Genomic DNA, 15,908 nt, shown 5'->3' on the forward strand with positions numbered 1-15,908 from the left:
ATGGTCGAACACGGCAAACTCCCCGGCGAGTACAACATCGTCGTCAAGGGCGAGTACGACCTCTTCGACCATCAGGTACCTGTCGAAGAATTCGAGGAGATGCTCCGCGAGAACGACGTCCCGGACGAACTCTGCGTCGTCGGTATCGGTGACGTATTTGAAGATGATGATGCGGTGAACGAGTTGTCGGCACTGATGGATCGCTGTGGGAATGCCCTCGAGAACCGACATCCACTGCCGACCATTCAGTTTGCCGTCGATGGTTCGTTCCAGCGGCGGCAGCGTGACTTCGAACTACAGACTGGAGGCGACCTCCACCGGCTCAGCCGTGTCTTCGGCCCACAGATCGACCGTCGGAGCAGCGGCTGGCTCACTGCTCCGTTCTGAAGTCACTCAGAGGAGCCGGAAGTCGTCAGCAACGGAAACGTCCGTGGGCGTTCCGTCCTCGCCACGCGTCACGAAGTACAGGTCGATTCGTTCTTCGTATCCTTCACTCCGGAAAACCGGAACACCTGTGGTTGATTCCGGGGGATGCTCTCTGCATTGCGTCTCGATCTGCCGTCGCGTCCACTTCCCATCCTGCTCGAGATCGGAGCGTGACCGATACTGTGTCGACAGTGTGTCGGCAGCCGCATTGACCACTCGAAGCGAGAACTCGTGGACGTTACTGAAGTCGAACGGCCCGTCGGGGTCGGTTAGACGATCCAGCGCGGACGCGTCGTGCTGATCGAGACAGAGGGCGTGTTCCCTGACGGCACGGAAGACATCGAGAGCAGGGTAGACCTCGGCGACCGCCTCGTGTAGGTAGTCGCGGATACAGTCGTGGTATCCATCGAGCGAGAACTGGTCGCTGTCGGGTGAGATAACTTGTAACTCTGCCTCCGTCTGTGAGACCGTCCTCGTCCGCGGCTCGCCGAGTGGCGTCAGGAATCCCATCCGAGATGTGTCGAGTAGGTACGCGTAACTGAATAGGCGAGATCGCGATCCACCGCTCTTCACCGGATCCTTGTCCTCCGCATAGTATTTCGAGTCGAGAACAGCTAGCGTCTCGTCACCTTCCTCAACGGCGTGATCTGGCTGATGATATACCTGGGATTCGCTCTCGAAGGGTTTGAGTGTCGGTGATCGAACGGCCGAGATGTTCTCAGTCTGCTCGATACGGTCGTACTCCTTGATCGCATCCAACTCGTCCTCGATGGCGACCTGTGAGTACTGTTCGAACAGCGACTCCATATTCAACACGTAGTCCACGACCAGCTCCCGGTCGCCCTCCATTGCCGGCGTTCCGAGTGAAGAGGCTACAACTGCCTTCGCAACCTCAATCGCCTGCCGGTAATAGTGGCGTTGCTTCGGGAGGTCGTATAGTGAAAACCGACGATATTCGGGAATGCGTCGGCGATTGCTCGTTACGTCGAGTTCTTCGAGATGGCGTACCTCTTGATGCACCTGCGAGAAGACGTGGTAGTACGCCTGATGGTCGTACTTGTCCTCGTACTGCCTGAAAAGCCGCAACAGGTGCGTCCCCGCGTAGTGGAGCAGCGAGTTAGCCGAGTTGTCGTAATTGACCTCCTTCAGCAGGCAGTGCTGCTGGGCGCGTCCCTCTGCCTGATTGACTAGCGACTGCTCGATGTCGATGACTCCCCGTGGCTGTTCGAGGTCTGCACGACGCGTCTGAAGTTGTCGCACGAACCCGTTGCGATGGATGGCTTCGAGTCCGTTGAGGAAGTTGATTGCCAGAATCAGGAAGACATCCTCTAGATCAACGTCCTCTGTACGGAACTCATCGAGGGGGACTCCATGGTACTCGACCGACCGCTTGCGGCCGTGAACCGCGAGCAGCATATCGAAGATGTAGTCCCAGTCGATCTTCGGCTCGATTCGGAGCTTCGATCTGGGTGTAAGGCTGACGATTCCGACGTTGTCGCGGGCCGTCACGTGCATCACTGGGCCGTCAACACGCACCTTGACGACTCGGTACTCCTTGTCGCGATCGTCGAGCGATTCCTGTGTCTTTACGAAAACGTTGTCGGACTCCTGATCGAACGAGGCCCGGCGAAGTTGCTCGTCGATGGAGGGTGGGCATCCCTCGATCCGAATCTCGCCTCGCTCGGGTACACTGAACGTCCCGGGCTGGTAGGTGTACGATGCGTCTGTGTCTGAAACGCTCATTGCTCGTAGGAACCCATCCGACGACGCTCTGCCTCGAGTTCACGGCTAGCGAGGTCGGCCGCCGGTGCGAGGTCAAACATCTCGAAGGACTTGTTGAGTGCTCGGTAGTGTTCCTCGATCTGCTCGATTTGGGGGAAGGCCGCCGAATTGAGCAGTCGCGGGACGATGAACGTACGGAACGCCTGTCCGACCGCCTCTTCCGGGGCGTCCATGTAGAGAGATTCGTCTTGAAGGGCTTCACGCAGAAAGATCGTTACATCGCGGTAGTGCATCGGGCCGAATCGCATAATTGGGCCTCGAGACGCTTGCTCGGAGCCGTGGTTGATGCCGTCATAGTCGGCCTCAAAGAGATCGAGAAGATCGTCGTTTCCAATGAGAGGGATGTCGCCGAGGTTGTCCTCGAGCCATCCCTCGAATAGTGCCCGACGATCGTCGTCCTTGTACTCGTCGAGTTCGATCATCGCAAACCGACGCGTGATGGCGTTATCCAACTCGTTGACCGTCCGGTCGGACATGTTCATCGTGCAGATGATGCTCACGTCCTCGTCCAACTCGATGGTCACGCCATCGTCGGTCTCAATGAGCGTCTGATTGCGGTTCTCGATAGCGGTGTAAAGCGGGCCGAAAATCTGGGAGATGTCGGCACGCGTAATTTCGTCGAGGATGACTGCATAGGGGATGTCGAAGTCACGTGCCCGCTTGACTCCTGCAGAGACTGCCCCGAGCTCGGTCTCGTAGTTTAGCGATTGATAGCCGGAGGAGCCAGTAAGGTTCGGCCCGATACCACCGATTATGTCCTTGGCAGTCCATGAAGGGGTGGCAGTGTGAAGAGAGTAGCCGACGCAGTGACGAAGCGCGAGCTGCTTTGCGAAGGTCGTCTTCCCTGTGCCGGTCGGGCCGTAGAGGACAACTGGCTTCCCGGTTCGAAGAGCAGTCCTCGCGTTTCGCTCGACGCTTTCCGGGACGAGTACGGTCTCTGGCGTATCGTCGCCACGCGTGATGACGGTTCGCTTCAGATCCTGTGACGCCTTCCGAGACTCGAGTACGGCGCGACGAATCTTGCCGACCCCCTGATCGCCCTCGTGGTGCAAGTCAAGCTGTTGCTCGCGAATGAGATACTCTAATACCTCAGCATTCTCCGCACCCTCGATGGCTTCAACGACTTTGTCATCGACGGCCCGGAGTACATCGAGATCGGCCTGCACGTCCTCAACTGAAAAGGTCTCGTCCGACGAACTACTCATTTGTTGGATGACCTTTCCCACCGAGGGATTAAAAATATGGGCTCAATCAAAGCCCGCACAGGAAGATACTGGGTCGAGGGAGAAATCACACTGTGACGTTTGAAACTACTACTCAATCTTCACTATCGTATTTCGTCTCGATGACAAGATAACTGACTTTAGCAGGAATATTAACATAGCAGTGAACAGACCAGCACAATAACTAGATGACCGATAGCCTTGAGCAGACAGAGTTTGATACTGACCATATTCGCGCTAACAACGTTCTCCGGGCCTTGCAGGAGTTTGCCGCTGAAGCTCGGCGACGAAAGGCAGTCAATGCCCTCAAACAAGTGGCCAGTAACCAGAAGCGGCAGTTCAAGGGAGGCCATGTCGATCAGGCACCCGAGTACTTTACCGAGCAGTATCTGATTGAGCCAATTCTCGAACAATTGGCGCTGGAACCGTGGCCCCGGCCAGTCGACCTTGTGAAGGACGAGCGAAACCGACCCGACTACAGTCTTCGACAGGTCGCTCCAAACTGCCTCGCAATCGCCGAGAGCAAAGCTCTGAACCGCGAACGCAACCATGGCGATGCGACTGAGGATGTCCACAAGTACCTCCGGGATGAGACATTTCTGAAGACACTACGGCGCGAAGAGGTGCGCTACTCGGTTGGCGTCGCCACGGATGGACTGAAGTGGCGGCTGGTTGCTCGTGACATTGAGCAGGGAGTACAGACCGAAGTAGGGGCGTGTTCTATTGCTGGCCCTGTGGAAATGGTTTTAGAGAAAGCCCACTCCGAAGTAGATCCGGAGGAGAACTGGATGCCCAATGCTCGGCATCGGGTTGCCGACACGCTGGTTGCCACTTTCTCCCGAGAGAACATTGTTAATACTGCTATTGAGGGCTTACAATCCTGAGAAATATTTGCGTCTCTAAGAGGTTAGATCAGAACTGTAGGTCAATGTCGACCATCGGGTTAGGGTACACAGAAGCATATTGAGATGGCCTATGCTCGTCGAGATTAAATCTCTCAAACGCGTCCGTGAGTAGGTAGAGTGGCCTGACTGTGTGGACTACTGAGGTCAATCCACCTTCCATCCTATCGAGGCAGATCGTAGTCGGCGAAAACCACGCATCAACGATTGATTCACGCTGCTAGCGCAGTGATCGAGAGAGCATAAATGTGATTTCAATTACTTCTGTACGTAGCCCCGCTCTCGAAGGAACTCAAAATGATTGTGGTGGTTCCCGATGATGCCATACCCGATCTCGTCGTCCTTTGTATAGCGTATGAGTGTCTCTTTATCGGAGATGACGGCGCCAAAGTAGTTGTTGAACTCTGCTGTGACGTCGACGAGTTTCTCATCGTTAAGGAAGCACCACGCATGCTCAATTGCAATATCGAAGCCGGGCGGGACGGCAAATCCCTCGGCATATGTGAACCGATGGTCGTACTCCCACAACTGAATCGCATTAGCGAAGCAGGCCTTCCTTTGCGGTTTGGTTGCCCGGATTCCCTCGGCGATAAGTTCTCGCTCATCGTCAGTCACGTCTTGCGATAGCGCGATGTCTCGCCCTTCAAGGCAGGTATGTTCGACGTTGGTTCTTGGCACTGACTTGCCGTGGTCTACTACATATTCATGAACCGGGGAGATATGATGTCTCTCTCGGACGAATTCAGCGGCGGAGACTCCGTTTTCATCTGCATCTGAGCGAGAGGATGCCCCCGTGTATGTGCTAATTTCCTCGGAACCGCCTATGTCTTCCGTCACACCCCCGGGGTAGCCAGTCGTTATGAAAATGGATTTGTGTGAAAGGCTGCTCGGGCAGTGGCATAATTCGGTTCGGACGGTAGAAGACCTTCAGGCTTTGTAAGGGCCGTTGTAGAACTGCGAGTGTTCTTCATCGGTGGCTAACCCTTCGCGGCGACGCGTGCCGGACTTTACGGTCTCCCACGAGGAGTAGTCGGACATGGTACTCGACAGGACTCCTGTGGACGAGTGCCCGGAGTGTGGAGAGAAGGCCTACGATCACGTCGAACCGGGCGAGAAGTATGAGGGCGATCCGATTGGCTACATCCGGGTATGCGTGGCCGAGGAGGGGGCGTTCTTTCATAGCAACAGGCAAGTTGATTTGTAGCACCCGCCTGTCACCGTGTCACTGCGTTTTCTTTGTCACCTTGTCCCCGGCGGGATTGAGAACCCAATGGTAGTGAAACTCGGTGTCATCGGAACCGAGTATGTCCTCTTGACCCGCTATGGCGACTGGAGATGAACCAGTCGATGAAGGACATCCAACTCCAAACCCTTGCTCCGACGACGATGATCCCCGCCCCAATCGCGAACATCACCAGTCCGGCCCCGGGTTCAGAGAGAAACATGTTCGTTCCCGCTACCTCAAAAATGAATCCAAAGATGCCGAACGGGCCGGCGGAGATGGTGACAATTGCGAGTCCCGTGAGGACGATGATCAGGGGATAGTTTTGAATGGCGAAGAGGAGCGTGCTGATTGAACTGTCAGTTGTGGTGGTTTCAGTGGGTTCAGCGACTTCCACTAACGATTCCCTATCATAGAGAAGGCACCGGTGATGATGGCGACGAAGACGCCTTCGATGTTGCCGAGGAATCGGTTCCCGTATTCTTGCTCGAGAGACATTTGCGTTCGTATATGCGTTCCGACGTCTTGAATTCCAATCACGATCTGTCTCGTTGTTCCAGAACTCGGATCTAGTTGGTAGAGGAGTCGAAGTGGATCTAACTACGGTTCGAGATCGGCGACGCTAATATTGGTCGTCCGCGGGTGTATCCACGATCCGGCAACTGCAGGCACAACTGAACGAATCTGTTGCGAGATTACGAAATGAACTTGACTTAGTTCGTGATTCTGCAACATGGGTGTCCGCGCTGTTGACTCTGCATCGGTAACCTTTAACCGTACTGATAGTGCCTGTACCCCGGAAAAACAGCCCTTCCAACAATCTGTTTATCTATCCCTCCCACCAATCGATACTTGAGAAGAGGAAGTCGCCCGGATGGAGGTGACGCTGTCAAAAACAATACGACTCGAGACTATGACAGAGAAACATCTGACAAACACGAACAGGCTTCGGACGTTCGACGACTTCGACGGCGACGCCTACGTCGAGGACTATCGTATTCGTCCGCAGGAAGTCGAAGATGAGCAACTGGAGGTCTCGCTGTTGATGCGGATCGGTGGGCCTCGCGGACGGTTTACACTCCGTGCTAGGACTACGTTCATCGACAGCGAAGACGAAGATCACTGGGCAGTGATCCGCCGTCCGACTGGAGACGTCGTCGACGAGCTCGAAGTCGACTGGATGAGTGCCTCACCAAGCAGTATCCGTGATGCGACGCAGGCCTTTCACGAGGTCTATATCGGAGCGGCGAACGACTGGTACAGTCACTCGTTGGCCGTCGAGAAGGCAGATCAAGAGCAATGACGTACGAACGAACGCTTCTTCGAGTCGATGGCGAGGAGGCCGTCGTAGAGACCTACCCGCGACAGTTCGATGACGTTCCGTTCGAGTATGTCTTCCGCCGAGGTGGAAACGTGTGGGTACTGAAACAACCACGACATCAGTACACAGATCACGCCCTCGACTACGCTCGCAAGGAACTAGACAGACGTATCGTGGAGGTCTGCTTGCCCGTCACGCAGACGACGCTTGGCGAGTACGTGGAATCTGCCCCTCCTTCTGATGACAAAGCGGTTCGAGTGGCATCCCCCACGACGACAGCAGACTGATCCCGTTACGTCTACTGTTTCTCTCACCCTCTCGGACAGTGGTCTTATCTGACCTCTTCCCCGAATCGCTATTGCAGTGCCACAGGACAAGAAGGAGATGCTAAACGACTTTGTTGACGACCGGACGCTCCACACGACGATCAGTGACATCGAGGAACGCATAGATAGCACCTTTGAGAATGTGCCAAAGTACGGCCCTGAGTCAGGAGACCTCACCGTCGCTAACTTCGTCTGGGAAACAGACCTCCCGGCTGGTGGCACGATTACCGTCAACCCGGAGAAAGATGACGGCGTTGTCCAACTACACGTGCATCTTCGCGAGGACAGCGCGGCGGCGAGTGTCGTCTACCCGGTGGGATACCACGGAAGCTGTGTATTCATCGGTAGTCCAACGGATGTCCTTGAGGCAGTCCGTGAAGTTGCGGACTGGGAGGAAACTACTTCCGTGGACGGTGGTGTCCTCAGTTGCCCTCTAAAATAACACTTCTCTGTCCTTTTATCGCTAGATTTGTCTGAGAGATTACGTACAGTTATCTCGGCGTATGACGCGCCGCTCTTCCATGATCTTATTCAATAACTGCTGGTGCAAGCTTATCGAATCAAAAATCAGGATTCGCCAGTACCACTATATCTCTATGTGGTGTTGCTCAATCTATCTCCGATGACTGATCAGGGTCGCACAGAGGAATTACCATCCAATGTACACAGTGCGGGGCGATCTACCCTACTCTCCGACTTCCTGATGGAGGGATCACGCGAGACGGTAATAGATCAGTTTGCCGATGTGGGAACGACTCGTTTGTCGAATTGAATGACGATGACTAATCAATATTATCGTTTAATTTCTTACGCATATATTACACTATAGTGGGTAGAATTCTACGAACTGAGCTGACTTCTACTCGTTCTCGAGCCACCATGCAACTGTCGGGCCAACCACTATGTGAAAGAGTAACGTGGATTCGGTTGATCTGCTTCCGGACGACACTGGCTGGAGGCAGATCACCGAATCGGCACCCAACCGTATCAGCGCCTCGATCGAGTTTGTAGTAGCATATAAGGGGCTAACTACCCCTTTCCACCACGAATTGTGTCGACCATCGTCCAGCTGTGAGAAAATCGCTTAGATGTTGCAAGCGTTATGCAAAAGGACTACCAACGGAGAACTGGGCAAATCACTTGGCTACTCGTCCTAACCGTTTTGATTCAGATTTCCTCAACGGAGTATCAAGGAGTTCGTCTGGAAGGCAATCTGGGCGTGTCTGACGTGATGGTGGGTTGGCGGGTGGCCGCGTACCCAGACAGAATCGACGATCTGATCCAGCAGTGGCGGAGCGAATCTCTATGATACCCATGCTATCTCTGAGCGAGATAGCTAGACTCGAGCAGACGACACACCAGCGGCGAGTGTTTTAACTGGGTCGGAAATCTCTAAGAGCCAATGAGTACACGAGCGGGCGCTGCTGACGAAACATTTTGGGGGGACGTCACCGACGACGTTGCCCTCAATCGGTATCGAACGCTCGTCAACACGATTGACGATGGGATGTATCAGCTCGATTCAGACGGATACTTCGTTGCTGTCAATGAGGTCATTACCGAGACGACAGGCTATTCGCGCGAGGAACTCCTCGGCGAGCACGTCTCTCTCCTTCTTACTGACGACGATGCTGACCGTATCGAGCGTGAAATTGCGAGCCAGATCGAAACGGAAGACGAGACCATTGCTACCTTCGAACTTGGTGTCCAAACTGCCGATGGAGGTACGGTTCCCTGTGAATTACGGGTTAATCTGCTGATCGAAGAGGGAGAGTTTCGGGGAACAATCGGCATCGCACGAGACCTCTCCGAGAAAAAACAGCGACTGGCAACACTCGAGGAAGCACAGGCGTCGTACGACTCGATTACAAGCGTTCTCAACGAAGCAAATATCGGTGTCTTCGTTCTCAATGACGAGTTTGAAATCGCATGGGCCAACGAGACGATTGAACAGTATTTCGGTCTTGATCGGGACGAACTCATCGGCCGTGATAAACGACAGGTCGTACACGAGAGCATAAAGGACAAAATCGCCGATTCAGATCGATTTGTAGAGACGGTCTTGGCAACGTACGACGACAACAGTTACAACGAGGAGGTCGAATGCCACGTCACGGCAGGCGATGACCGTAAGGAAAGGTGGCTCGAACACTGGAGTAAACCGATCGAATCTGGACAGTATGCGGGCGGTCGAATCGAACTCTACTACGACGTCACAGACCGAAGGCGTTCAGAGGATGCTCTTCGAGACACCGAAGAGCGATTTCAGTCATTAGTTGATGCTGTCGAGGAGTATGCCATCCTCCGACTAGATTCGGACGGCCACGTTATTAGCTGGAACGAAGGGGCGAAAGCAATCAAGGGATACGACGCTGGCGAGATACTCGGCGAGCACTTCTCGACATTCTACACTGAGGAAGATAAAGCGGCAAACGTTCCTAAGAAGAATCTCGAACAGGCGACTGAAGCGGGATCCGTTGAACATGAAGGGTGGCGTGTCAGAAAGGACGGAACCCAGTTCTGGGCAAATGTAACGATCACATCGATTTGGGACGAGGACGGAACGCATCGCGGGTTTCTGAAGGTCACCCGCGATATGACCGATCGACGCAAGCGCGAACAGACACTTGAGAGTGAACTCCAGCGAGTATTCGGTAGGATTTCCGACGCGTTCTACGCGATCGACGAGGACTTTCGGTTCACACACGTCAATAAGCAGGCCGAGGAACTTCTGCAGCACTCGGAGGATGAGTTGCTCGGCGAGAAGCTCTGGGACATCTTCCCCAGCGCCGGCAAGATCGACGAAGTCCGGGACGCGTTCCAGATCGCACTGAACGAACAGGAAGCTACCAGCTATGAACTCTACTACGATACGCTCGATTTTTGGGTGGAGGCGAATCTCTATCCCTCAGAAACTGGTATCTCCGTCTATTTCCGGGACATCACCGAACGCAAGCAGCGCGAGTTGGAGTTGGAGCGGTACGAGAAGACGATCGAAACGATCTGGGACGGCGTTGCAACACTCGATGCAGACGACCGGTTCGTGATGGTCAACGAGGCGTTCTGTGAGATGACCGGGTACGATCGTGACGAACTGCTTGGAGAACACGTCACGCTCGTCCATGACGAGACGGTTAACGAACGAGCCGAGGAGTTGAAAGAGAGTGTTCTCTCGGACGAAGCAGAGTACGCTTCAATCGAGTTCGACCTCGAGACCGCAGACGGCGACACCATCCCCGTCGAGGGACGATTCGGGCCGTACGAACTCGAGGAGGGATCGGTCGGACGAACGGGCGTTACCCGTGACATCACCGAACGAAAGGAGCGCGAACAAGAACTCCAGCGGAAAGAGCGACAGTTCGAAGCGGTCTTCAACGATCCAAACATCCTCGTCGGACTGCTCGCGCCTGACGGGACAACGCTCGACATCAATCAGACGGCGATGGAGTATATCGACGCCAATCTCGAGGACGTGACCGGGGAACTGTTCTGGGAAACCCCGTGGTGGGGTGAGGGCGATGGCGTCCAATCTGACGTCAAGCGGTGGACTGAACGAGCAGCGAGCGGCGAGTACGTCGAGTTCGAGACCGACTTGACGCGACCGGATGGGAAACAGTACACGCTCAACGGCGTTTTCAGACCGGTCACGAACGACGACGGTGAGGTCGTGTCGATCATCGTCTCCGATCGCGACGTCACCGAGCGCCGCGAGTACGAGCGGGCCCTCGAAGAATCCAACGAGCGCCTCGAGCAGTTCGCCTATGCCGCTTCGCACGACCTGCAAGAGCCATTGCGAATGGTCACGAGCTACCTCCAGTTGGTCGAGAACAGATATGCCGACAAGCTCGACGAAGACGGACAGGAGTTCATTGACTTCGCAGTCGATGGTGCCGAGCGCATGCGTGACATGATCGACGCCCTCCTCGAGTATTCGCGGGTCGAAACGCGAGGTGATCCGTTCGAACCAGTCGATCTGAACGACATTCTCGAAGACGTCCGTGAGGATCTGCAGATGCAGATTGAGGAGACTGAAGCTGAAATCACAACTGGCGATCTCCCGCGTGTAGACGGTGACTCCAGCCAATTACGCCAAGTCCTCCAAAACCTACTCAGTAACGCGATCGAGTACAGCGGTGACCAGCCACCGCGGATCGACATCGACGCCGAGCGCGAGGGCAACAACTGGATCATTTCAGTCCACGACGAAGGGATTGGGATCGATCCTGACGAGCAAGAGCGTATCTTCGAGGTGTTTCAGCGGTTGCAAACCCACGATGAACATCCGGGGACAGGTATCGGACTCGCCTTGTGTCGTCGTATCGTGGAACGTCACGGCGGCGAGATCTGGGTCGAATCGGAATCGGGTGGGGGTGCGACGTTCTCGTTTACGCTACCTATGATGAGCGATTGAGGTTTGCCGAACTCACGTCGATGGGATCAGTCGATCTCCGCGACGAACACCTCCAGCGTGTCGGCCAGTTTGGCGCTTGAGTTGTCGTCCTTGACGGGTGAGTTGCGAATTCCGACGCAGACTAGCTAATCGCGGTGGGCGAGGATGACTCCCCCATGCTATCGCTGTTTGATCGGGGCATGCCCTATCCCAAAGCACTGGTCGACGGTGGAGTCACTCACGTCGAACGAGGTGCCGTCCTCGGAGACGCAGGCTCCCCATCTGCAGACCTCGCAATGCACGCGGCACTCGACGGATTTACTCTCACTCGCCCTGCTCTTCGAAAGCAGAGAAACGTTCAACAAAAAAACCTTCCTGCCAGCCTTCTACCACTGAACAAGTGGATCTATCTAGGATGTGGTTCAGCAAGCATAACCGAGTGGCCTATTTACAGCGAGTGATGAAGCCTTTGACCGGTATTCTTTCAATTATCGGCGGACGGCGTGCAATCTTGAGTCTTGGAAGCGTGTATATCATACTGAGTGTTGTATGGCCGTTCGTGAGCACCCTGAGACCGACACCACTTGAGGAGGAACTAATTGTTTCTATTCTGATTGGTGGGGCTGGAATTGTTCTTTTCTATTGGGGTTATCGCCTGCCACAGACCGAGATCCGACCCGAATTCTTTGAGACCGTCGCTATCTGGTGTTTCCGCGTAGTCGGAGTGATGGTTAGTATCCTCGTCTTTATTGCACTCGCTGCCGAGTTGAACGATCCAGCCCACAACTTTCTCATCCTGCCGGCGCTTGCTGCTGTCGCCGGCGCTGGCGCAGGCAAGCATGATGCACGGGCCAAAACGCGGACGTTTACCCTCAAACAGCGGAACCGGGAGCTACAGGAAACACAGACGGAACTCGAAGAAACCGTCAGCCGACTCGAGGAATCCGAGCAACGGTACCGGACGCTCGCAGAGAACTTTCCAAACGGTGGGGTCGCGCTCTTGGACGACGAGTTACGCCATACAATCGTCGGCGGTCGGGGTTTCGAATCAGTCGATTTCGGCGCCGCCGATCTCCAAGGAGAGGAGGTTCAAGAAGTGTATTCAGGCGACATCCGAGAAACTATCGAATCGAACTATCGCGTAACACTCGCCGGCGAACCGACCTCGTTCGAGGTGACGATACAAGGACGCGTGTTCGAGTTCCGTACGCACCCGCTGACCGACGAGGATGGCGGCGTGTACGCCATCTTAGCGATGTCCCAAGACATCACTGAACGCAAGCAGTACGAGGAGAAACTCGAACAGTTAGTCGCCGATCTCGAGGAATCAAACGAACGCTTAGAGCAATTTGCCTATGCCGCTTCCCACGATCTTCAAGAACCACTGCGGATGGTTTCTACCTACCTCCAGCTCATCGAACGCCGATACGGAGATGAACTCGACGAGGAGGGCGAGGAATTCTTCGAGTACGCCGTAGACGGAGCCGAGCGTATGCGCTCGATGATCGACGGGCTGCTCCAGTATTCACGAATCGAGACGATGGGCAACGAGTTTGAGCCAGTGGATCTCGATGTCGTTTTCGACGATGTCTGTGAGGACTTACGGGTATCGATCGAAGAGAATGGGGCTGAAATAACCGCAGACTGGCTTCCTCGTGTGGAAGGGGATGAAAACCAATTGCGCCAATTGTTCCAAAATTTGCTGTCTAACGCAATCAAATACAGTGGGGAGGAGCCACCGAAGGTACACGTCACTGCCGAACAGAACGGCAAAGAGTGGATACTCTCTGTCACTGACCAAGGAATTGGCATCGATCCCGACCATCAAGAACAGATATTCGAGGTCTTTGAGGGACTGCATGGCGACGGGGACTATGCAGGCACGGGAATTGGCCTCGCAGTCTGCGAACGAATCGTCGAACGTCATGATGGGGAAATATGGGTCGAGTCCGACCTCGGTGAAGGATCGACGTTTTCGTTCACACTTCCAGCAGTAGCTGGTTCTCCTACGTAGACTATCTATACCCACCGATTCAGTACTTATTCGGCAGATGAGTCCCCACTCAAGTCCGAGGGCATACTTTGTGGAGCATCCCCTCGGCGGGTAGTCAGATACCGGGGTTTCTGTTCGGACTTACGGACGAGTCCAAACACGAAACGAGTGTATGAATATAAGACGCGAAATTAGACGCGTAAATGGAATCGACAGAAGAGCGGTATCGAACGACCGTTTAGTCCCTCGCTTCAGTCGAGCCCCCCAGCCTACTTTGGATCCGGCGATCACGCAGGCTCCGGATGGAGATAACGTTCAGGTCAGGTAGAAATACAACTCTGACCAGAGCGTCTACGTGGATTTCGAATGCGCCAGCGATGCCGATGCCCACGAACAGTACGTCTACCGAACTACCTGACGCGTGGCGAGGGCTTCGAGGAAGACATCGAAGTCATCGAGATATGCGAGGACGATAGTGCGACATACGATGAGATGGAGAAAACCGTCTTGTTCTTGCGCAGCACTGTATCGAAGATTCTGGATCGTCGGGAGAAGTACCGTACCGTCGCCGAGAGCGCGAAGCTTGGCCGTGGCCTCGGAGTCGTCTGGCCAGAAGAGGCCGCGTCCACCGACGATTGATTCGGCGACCGTACTCTTTCGTCATATTCTGACGATGCGAACCGGAGGCCTTGTTGAAATCTTCCGGAAGTGATAGACTTTGGCGACCCTGCTGAATACAGGAGAGAGACTTACCGTTTGCTCCTCTCCGGAAGTCATACCCCCCCTTGCTACCTCTCGCCTCCTGCTTATAGAATTCCATGATGTGGGTTAACTATGGCCAAGAGATCAGAAGGGGAAGATGCATCAGATGAGCTTTCACTGGACGCAATCCTTGACGTTCTCAGTCATCATCACCGACGGACGTTGTTCCGGTGGGTACGGGATCAACCGAAACAACAGGCCGATTCCCAAGCTCTAATCGACCATCTGATTCAGCAAGAACACGAACGAATGGGAAAAACACCGAATCCAGACCATATTCAAGCCGCACTCTATCACATCCATCTACCGAAACTCAGTGAAACAGAGTTGGTCACGCACGACGAGGCCGCTCAAGAGTATCAGTACCACTCGAATGATCGGTTAGAGAAATGGCTCGAGCTGATCGACTCCGAGCATGAATCTGAGTGGTGACGAGAAACCGTTTATTTCTTGCCTGCTGTGACGTTTCCGTCGGCATCGATCTCGACAAGATATTCAGCGAACTCGATTCGGAGCAGGGTAGAGACGATTGCCCCCTCAACGAATCGCTCCAAAGCAACGGGTCAAATAACCGGGCTGCTGGTAGATGCTCTTGGATCTTTTCACCGCAAGCAGCCGCTACTGTGGTGACGATCTCTAAGAGAAGGTCATGGAGTTCTGGAGAGGATTCCTTGAAAGCGTCATTTGGCCACAACCATGGACATCTTTTACTGGCAAGGTCAGTCGTACGGGAAATCACTCACCCAGATTTCGACTCCACTGCCGATGTCTCGAAGAGTGACGTACGACTCACCGACGGCGAACGAGACACCTGCAGCACCGTCCGGGTTGAGTTGGAAGAGCCTGTTAAGTGCTGACGGATCAATGATGTCATAGAGGCAAAAGTCAGCCTCCATCAGATCAATGTCTTGGTGCTCGGCGATCGTGTCTAACACTGCTGCGCTCATGGAACGGTTCTCGTCAGTTGTGTATAGATGATGGCATTCACCGTTGTATGTGCCGGGCGAGGCCATAATAATGGAACCGCCCAGCCCACTACTCATAGACCTTCTCGTAGCAAGTGCAGTGTTGTCACTCGTATAATCACATGCTATGTTTTTGGAAAAGAGTTGAGCAATGAAGTCTCTGAGGGACAATTAGTTCGCATATCTATCCAGCGGCTGTTCCAGTAGGAGAAGGATATTGATTTAATAGGTTTCAGTAGAGTTAGCTGGCCTCGTCACCCGCGGAACATATCGTGTCTTCTCCTGTGTGCGTTTTCTGCGTCGTGATACGTGAATTCCCAGCCGTTTTGCATCAGCAGATTAGTGGCGCCTTCCTCATCTCCGTCGTTGGGCCACGCCGGCATCTCTTCAGCGATGTCCTTTGGATTCCGCTCGTAGAACGATTCGTCGCCGTCAATGAGGAGGCGGCCGGTGTAGCCGCCATAGATTCGTTCGTATCTGGTGAAGGTGTGTCCATGTTCGTTGGCAAATTCCATGATTCGAGAGCCGGTGGCGGCGGCACTCATTCATTCTTCGGTGCTTATCTCGTCATACGCGTCTGGGACTTCGGTCACAGA

The 15,908-nt window shown here is 54.4% G+C and carries 16 protein-coding genes; 10 read left to right on the forward strand and 6 right to left on the reverse strand.

The features are described 5' to 3' along the window. Positions 1-387, forward strand: coding sequence for a hypothetical protein (locus NDO75_RS00670; protein WP_310904155.1), 387 nt, complete (start codon positions 1-3; stop codon positions 385-387). Positions 388-393: 6 nt separating this feature from the next. Here the strand turns inward: NDO75_RS00670 and NDO75_RS00675 are convergent, their stop codons facing one another. Both NDO75_RS00675 and NDO75_RS00680 read right to left on the reverse strand, forming a co-directional pair. Further along, positions 394-2,169, reverse strand: coding sequence for a restriction endonuclease (locus NDO75_RS00675; protein WP_310904156.1), 1,776 nt, complete (start codon positions 2,167-2,169; stop codon positions 394-396). After that, positions 2,166-3,413 carry an AAA family ATPase gene (locus NDO75_RS00680; RefSeq protein ID WP_310904157.1) on the reverse strand — a complete coding sequence of 416 codons (1,248 nt, stop codon included), beginning with the start codon at positions 3,411-3,413 and terminating at the stop codon, positions 2,166-2,168. The genes NDO75_RS00675 and NDO75_RS00680 overlap by 4 nt, the downstream gene beginning before the upstream one ends. A gap of 206 nt (positions 3,414-3,619) precedes the next feature. Between NDO75_RS00680 and NDO75_RS00685 the strand changes: the two genes are divergently transcribed. Beyond that, the gene (locus NDO75_RS00685; protein WP_310904159.1) at positions 3,620-4,315 is read left to right on the forward strand and encodes a hypothetical protein; all 696 of its coding nucleotides are present in this window, start codon (positions 3,620-3,622) and stop codon (positions 4,313-4,315) included. Between the two features lie 276 nt (positions 4,316-4,591). Here the strand turns inward: NDO75_RS00685 and NDO75_RS00690 are convergent, their stop codons facing one another. After that, positions 4,592-5,170 carry a hypothetical protein gene (locus NDO75_RS00690; RefSeq protein ID WP_310904160.1) on the reverse strand — a complete coding sequence of 193 codons (579 nt, stop codon included), beginning with the start codon at positions 5,168-5,170 and terminating at the stop codon, positions 4,592-4,594. 199 nt (positions 5,171-5,369) lie between these two features. Here NDO75_RS00690 and NDO75_RS00695 point away from each other — a divergent pair, with 199 nt between their 5' ends. After that, the gene (locus NDO75_RS00695; protein ID WP_310904161.1) at positions 5,370-5,537 is read left to right on the forward strand and encodes a hypothetical protein; all 168 of its coding nucleotides are present in this window, start codon (positions 5,370-5,372) and stop codon (positions 5,535-5,537) included. An 85-nt stretch (positions 5,538-5,622) separates the two neighbouring features. Here NDO75_RS00695 and NDO75_RS00700 read toward each other — a convergent pair whose 3' ends face one another. After that, complete coding sequence (locus NDO75_RS00700; protein WP_310904162.1) at positions 5,623-5,952, reverse strand: hypothetical protein; 330 nt, start codon at positions 5,950-5,952, stop codon at positions 5,623-5,625. Positions 5,953-6,468: 516 nt separating this feature from the next. Here NDO75_RS00700 and NDO75_RS00705 point away from each other — a divergent pair. From NDO75_RS00705 to NDO75_RS00735, 7 genes are all read left to right on the forward strand, one after another. After that, complete coding sequence (locus NDO75_RS00705; RefSeq protein WP_310904164.1) at positions 6,469-6,858, forward strand: hypothetical protein; 390 nt, start codon at positions 6,469-6,471, stop codon at positions 6,856-6,858. Then, positions 6,855-7,163, forward strand: coding sequence for a hypothetical protein (locus tag NDO75_RS00710; protein WP_310904165.1), 309 nt, complete (start codon positions 6,855-6,857; stop codon positions 7,161-7,163). The genes NDO75_RS00705 and NDO75_RS00710 overlap by 4 nt, the downstream gene beginning before the upstream one ends. A gap of 76 nt (positions 7,164-7,239) precedes the next feature. Further along, on the forward strand, positions 7,240-7,644 hold the full coding sequence (locus NDO75_RS00715) for a hypothetical protein (protein ID WP_310904166.1): 405 nt from the start codon (positions 7,240-7,242) through the stop codon (positions 7,642-7,644). A gap of 960 nt (positions 7,645-8,604) precedes the next feature. Next, a complete protein-coding gene (locus NDO75_RS00720; protein ID WP_310904168.1) occupies positions 8,605-11,613 on the forward strand; it encodes a PAS domain S-box protein in 3,009 nt (1,002 codons plus the stop codon). A 439-nt stretch (positions 11,614-12,052) separates the two neighbouring features. Next, positions 12,053-13,606: an ATP-binding protein gene (locus NDO75_RS00725; RefSeq protein ID WP_310904170.1), complete on the forward strand. Its 1,554-nt coding sequence runs from the start codon at positions 12,053-12,055 to the stop codon at positions 13,604-13,606. Positions 13,607-14,077: 471 nt separating this feature from the next. Further along, positions 14,078-14,224, forward strand: coding sequence for a hypothetical protein (locus NDO75_RS00730; protein ID WP_310904172.1), 147 nt, complete (start codon positions 14,078-14,080; stop codon positions 14,222-14,224). 195 nt (positions 14,225-14,419) lie between these two features. Continuing rightward, the gene (locus tag NDO75_RS00735) at positions 14,420-14,779 is read left to right on the forward strand and encodes a hypothetical protein (RefSeq protein ID WP_310904173.1); all 360 of its coding nucleotides are present in this window, start codon (positions 14,420-14,422) and stop codon (positions 14,777-14,779) included. Positions 14,780-15,066: 287 nt separating this feature from the next. Here NDO75_RS00735 and NDO75_RS00740 read toward each other — a convergent pair whose 3' ends face one another. Together NDO75_RS00740 and NDO75_RS00745 are read right to left on the reverse strand one after the other, a co-directional pair. Further along, entirely contained in the window at positions 15,067-15,390 is a 324-nt protein-coding gene (locus NDO75_RS00740) for a HalOD1 output domain-containing protein (protein WP_310904174.1), read from the reverse strand. 176 nt (positions 15,391-15,566) lie between these two features. Next, the gene (locus tag NDO75_RS00745) at positions 15,567-15,857 is read right to left on the reverse strand and encodes a hypothetical protein (RefSeq protein ID WP_310904175.1); all 291 of its coding nucleotides are present in this window, start codon (positions 15,855-15,857) and stop codon (positions 15,567-15,569) included. Positions 15,858-15,908: the final 51 nt, after the last annotated feature.

The organism is Natrinema sp. 1APR25-10V2, from assembly GCF_031626495.1.
Classification (GTDB): domain Archaea; phylum Halobacteriota; class Halobacteria; order Halobacteriales; family Natrialbaceae; genus Natrinema.

Excerpts from the sequence above, each read along its gene's own strand:
- NDO75_RS00670 (WP_310904155.1), top strand. The coding sequence starts at position 1 with ATGGTCGAACACGGCAAACTCCCCGGCGAGTACAACATCGTCGTCAAG.
- NDO75_RS00730 (WP_310904172.1), top strand. The coding sequence starts at position 14,078 with ATGGAGAAAACCGTCTTGTTCTTGCGCAGCACTGTATCGAAGATTCTG.
- NDO75_RS00680 (WP_310904157.1), bottom strand. The coding sequence starts at position 3,413 with ATGAGTAGTTCGTCGGACGAGACCTTTTCAGTTGAGGACGTGCAGGCC.
- NDO75_RS00740 (WP_310904174.1), bottom strand. The coding sequence starts at position 15,390 with ATGAGTAGTGGGCTGGGCGGTTCCATTATTATGGCCTCGCCCGGCACA.
- NDO75_RS00735 (WP_310904173.1), top strand. The coding sequence starts at position 14,420 with ATGGCCAAGAGATCAGAAGGGGAAGATGCATCAGATGAGCTTTCACTG.
- NDO75_RS00710 (WP_310904165.1), top strand. The coding sequence starts at position 6,855 with ATGACGTACGAACGAACGCTTCTTCGAGTCGATGGCGAGGAGGCCGTC.
- NDO75_RS00695 (WP_310904161.1), top strand. The coding sequence starts at position 5,370 with ATGGTACTCGACAGGACTCCTGTGGACGAGTGCCCGGAGTGTGGAGAG.
- NDO75_RS00675 (WP_310904156.1), bottom strand. The coding sequence starts at position 2,169 with ATGAGCGTTTCAGACACAGACGCATCGTACACCTACCAGCCCGGGACG.
- NDO75_RS00685 (WP_310904159.1), top strand. The coding sequence starts at position 3,620 with ATGACCGATAGCCTTGAGCAGACAGAGTTTGATACTGACCATATTCGC.
- NDO75_RS00720 (WP_310904168.1), top strand. The coding sequence starts at position 8,605 with ATGAGTACACGAGCGGGCGCTGCTGACGAAACATTTTGGGGGGACGTC.
- NDO75_RS00705 (WP_310904164.1), top strand. The coding sequence starts at position 6,469 with ATGACAGAGAAACATCTGACAAACACGAACAGGCTTCGGACGTTCGAC.
- NDO75_RS00745 (WP_310904175.1), bottom strand. The coding sequence starts at position 15,857 with ATGAGTGCCGCCGCCACCGGCTCTCGAATCATGGAATTTGCCAACGAA.
- NDO75_RS00725 (WP_310904170.1), top strand. The coding sequence starts at position 12,053 with ATGAAGCCTTTGACCGGTATTCTTTCAATTATCGGCGGACGGCGTGCA.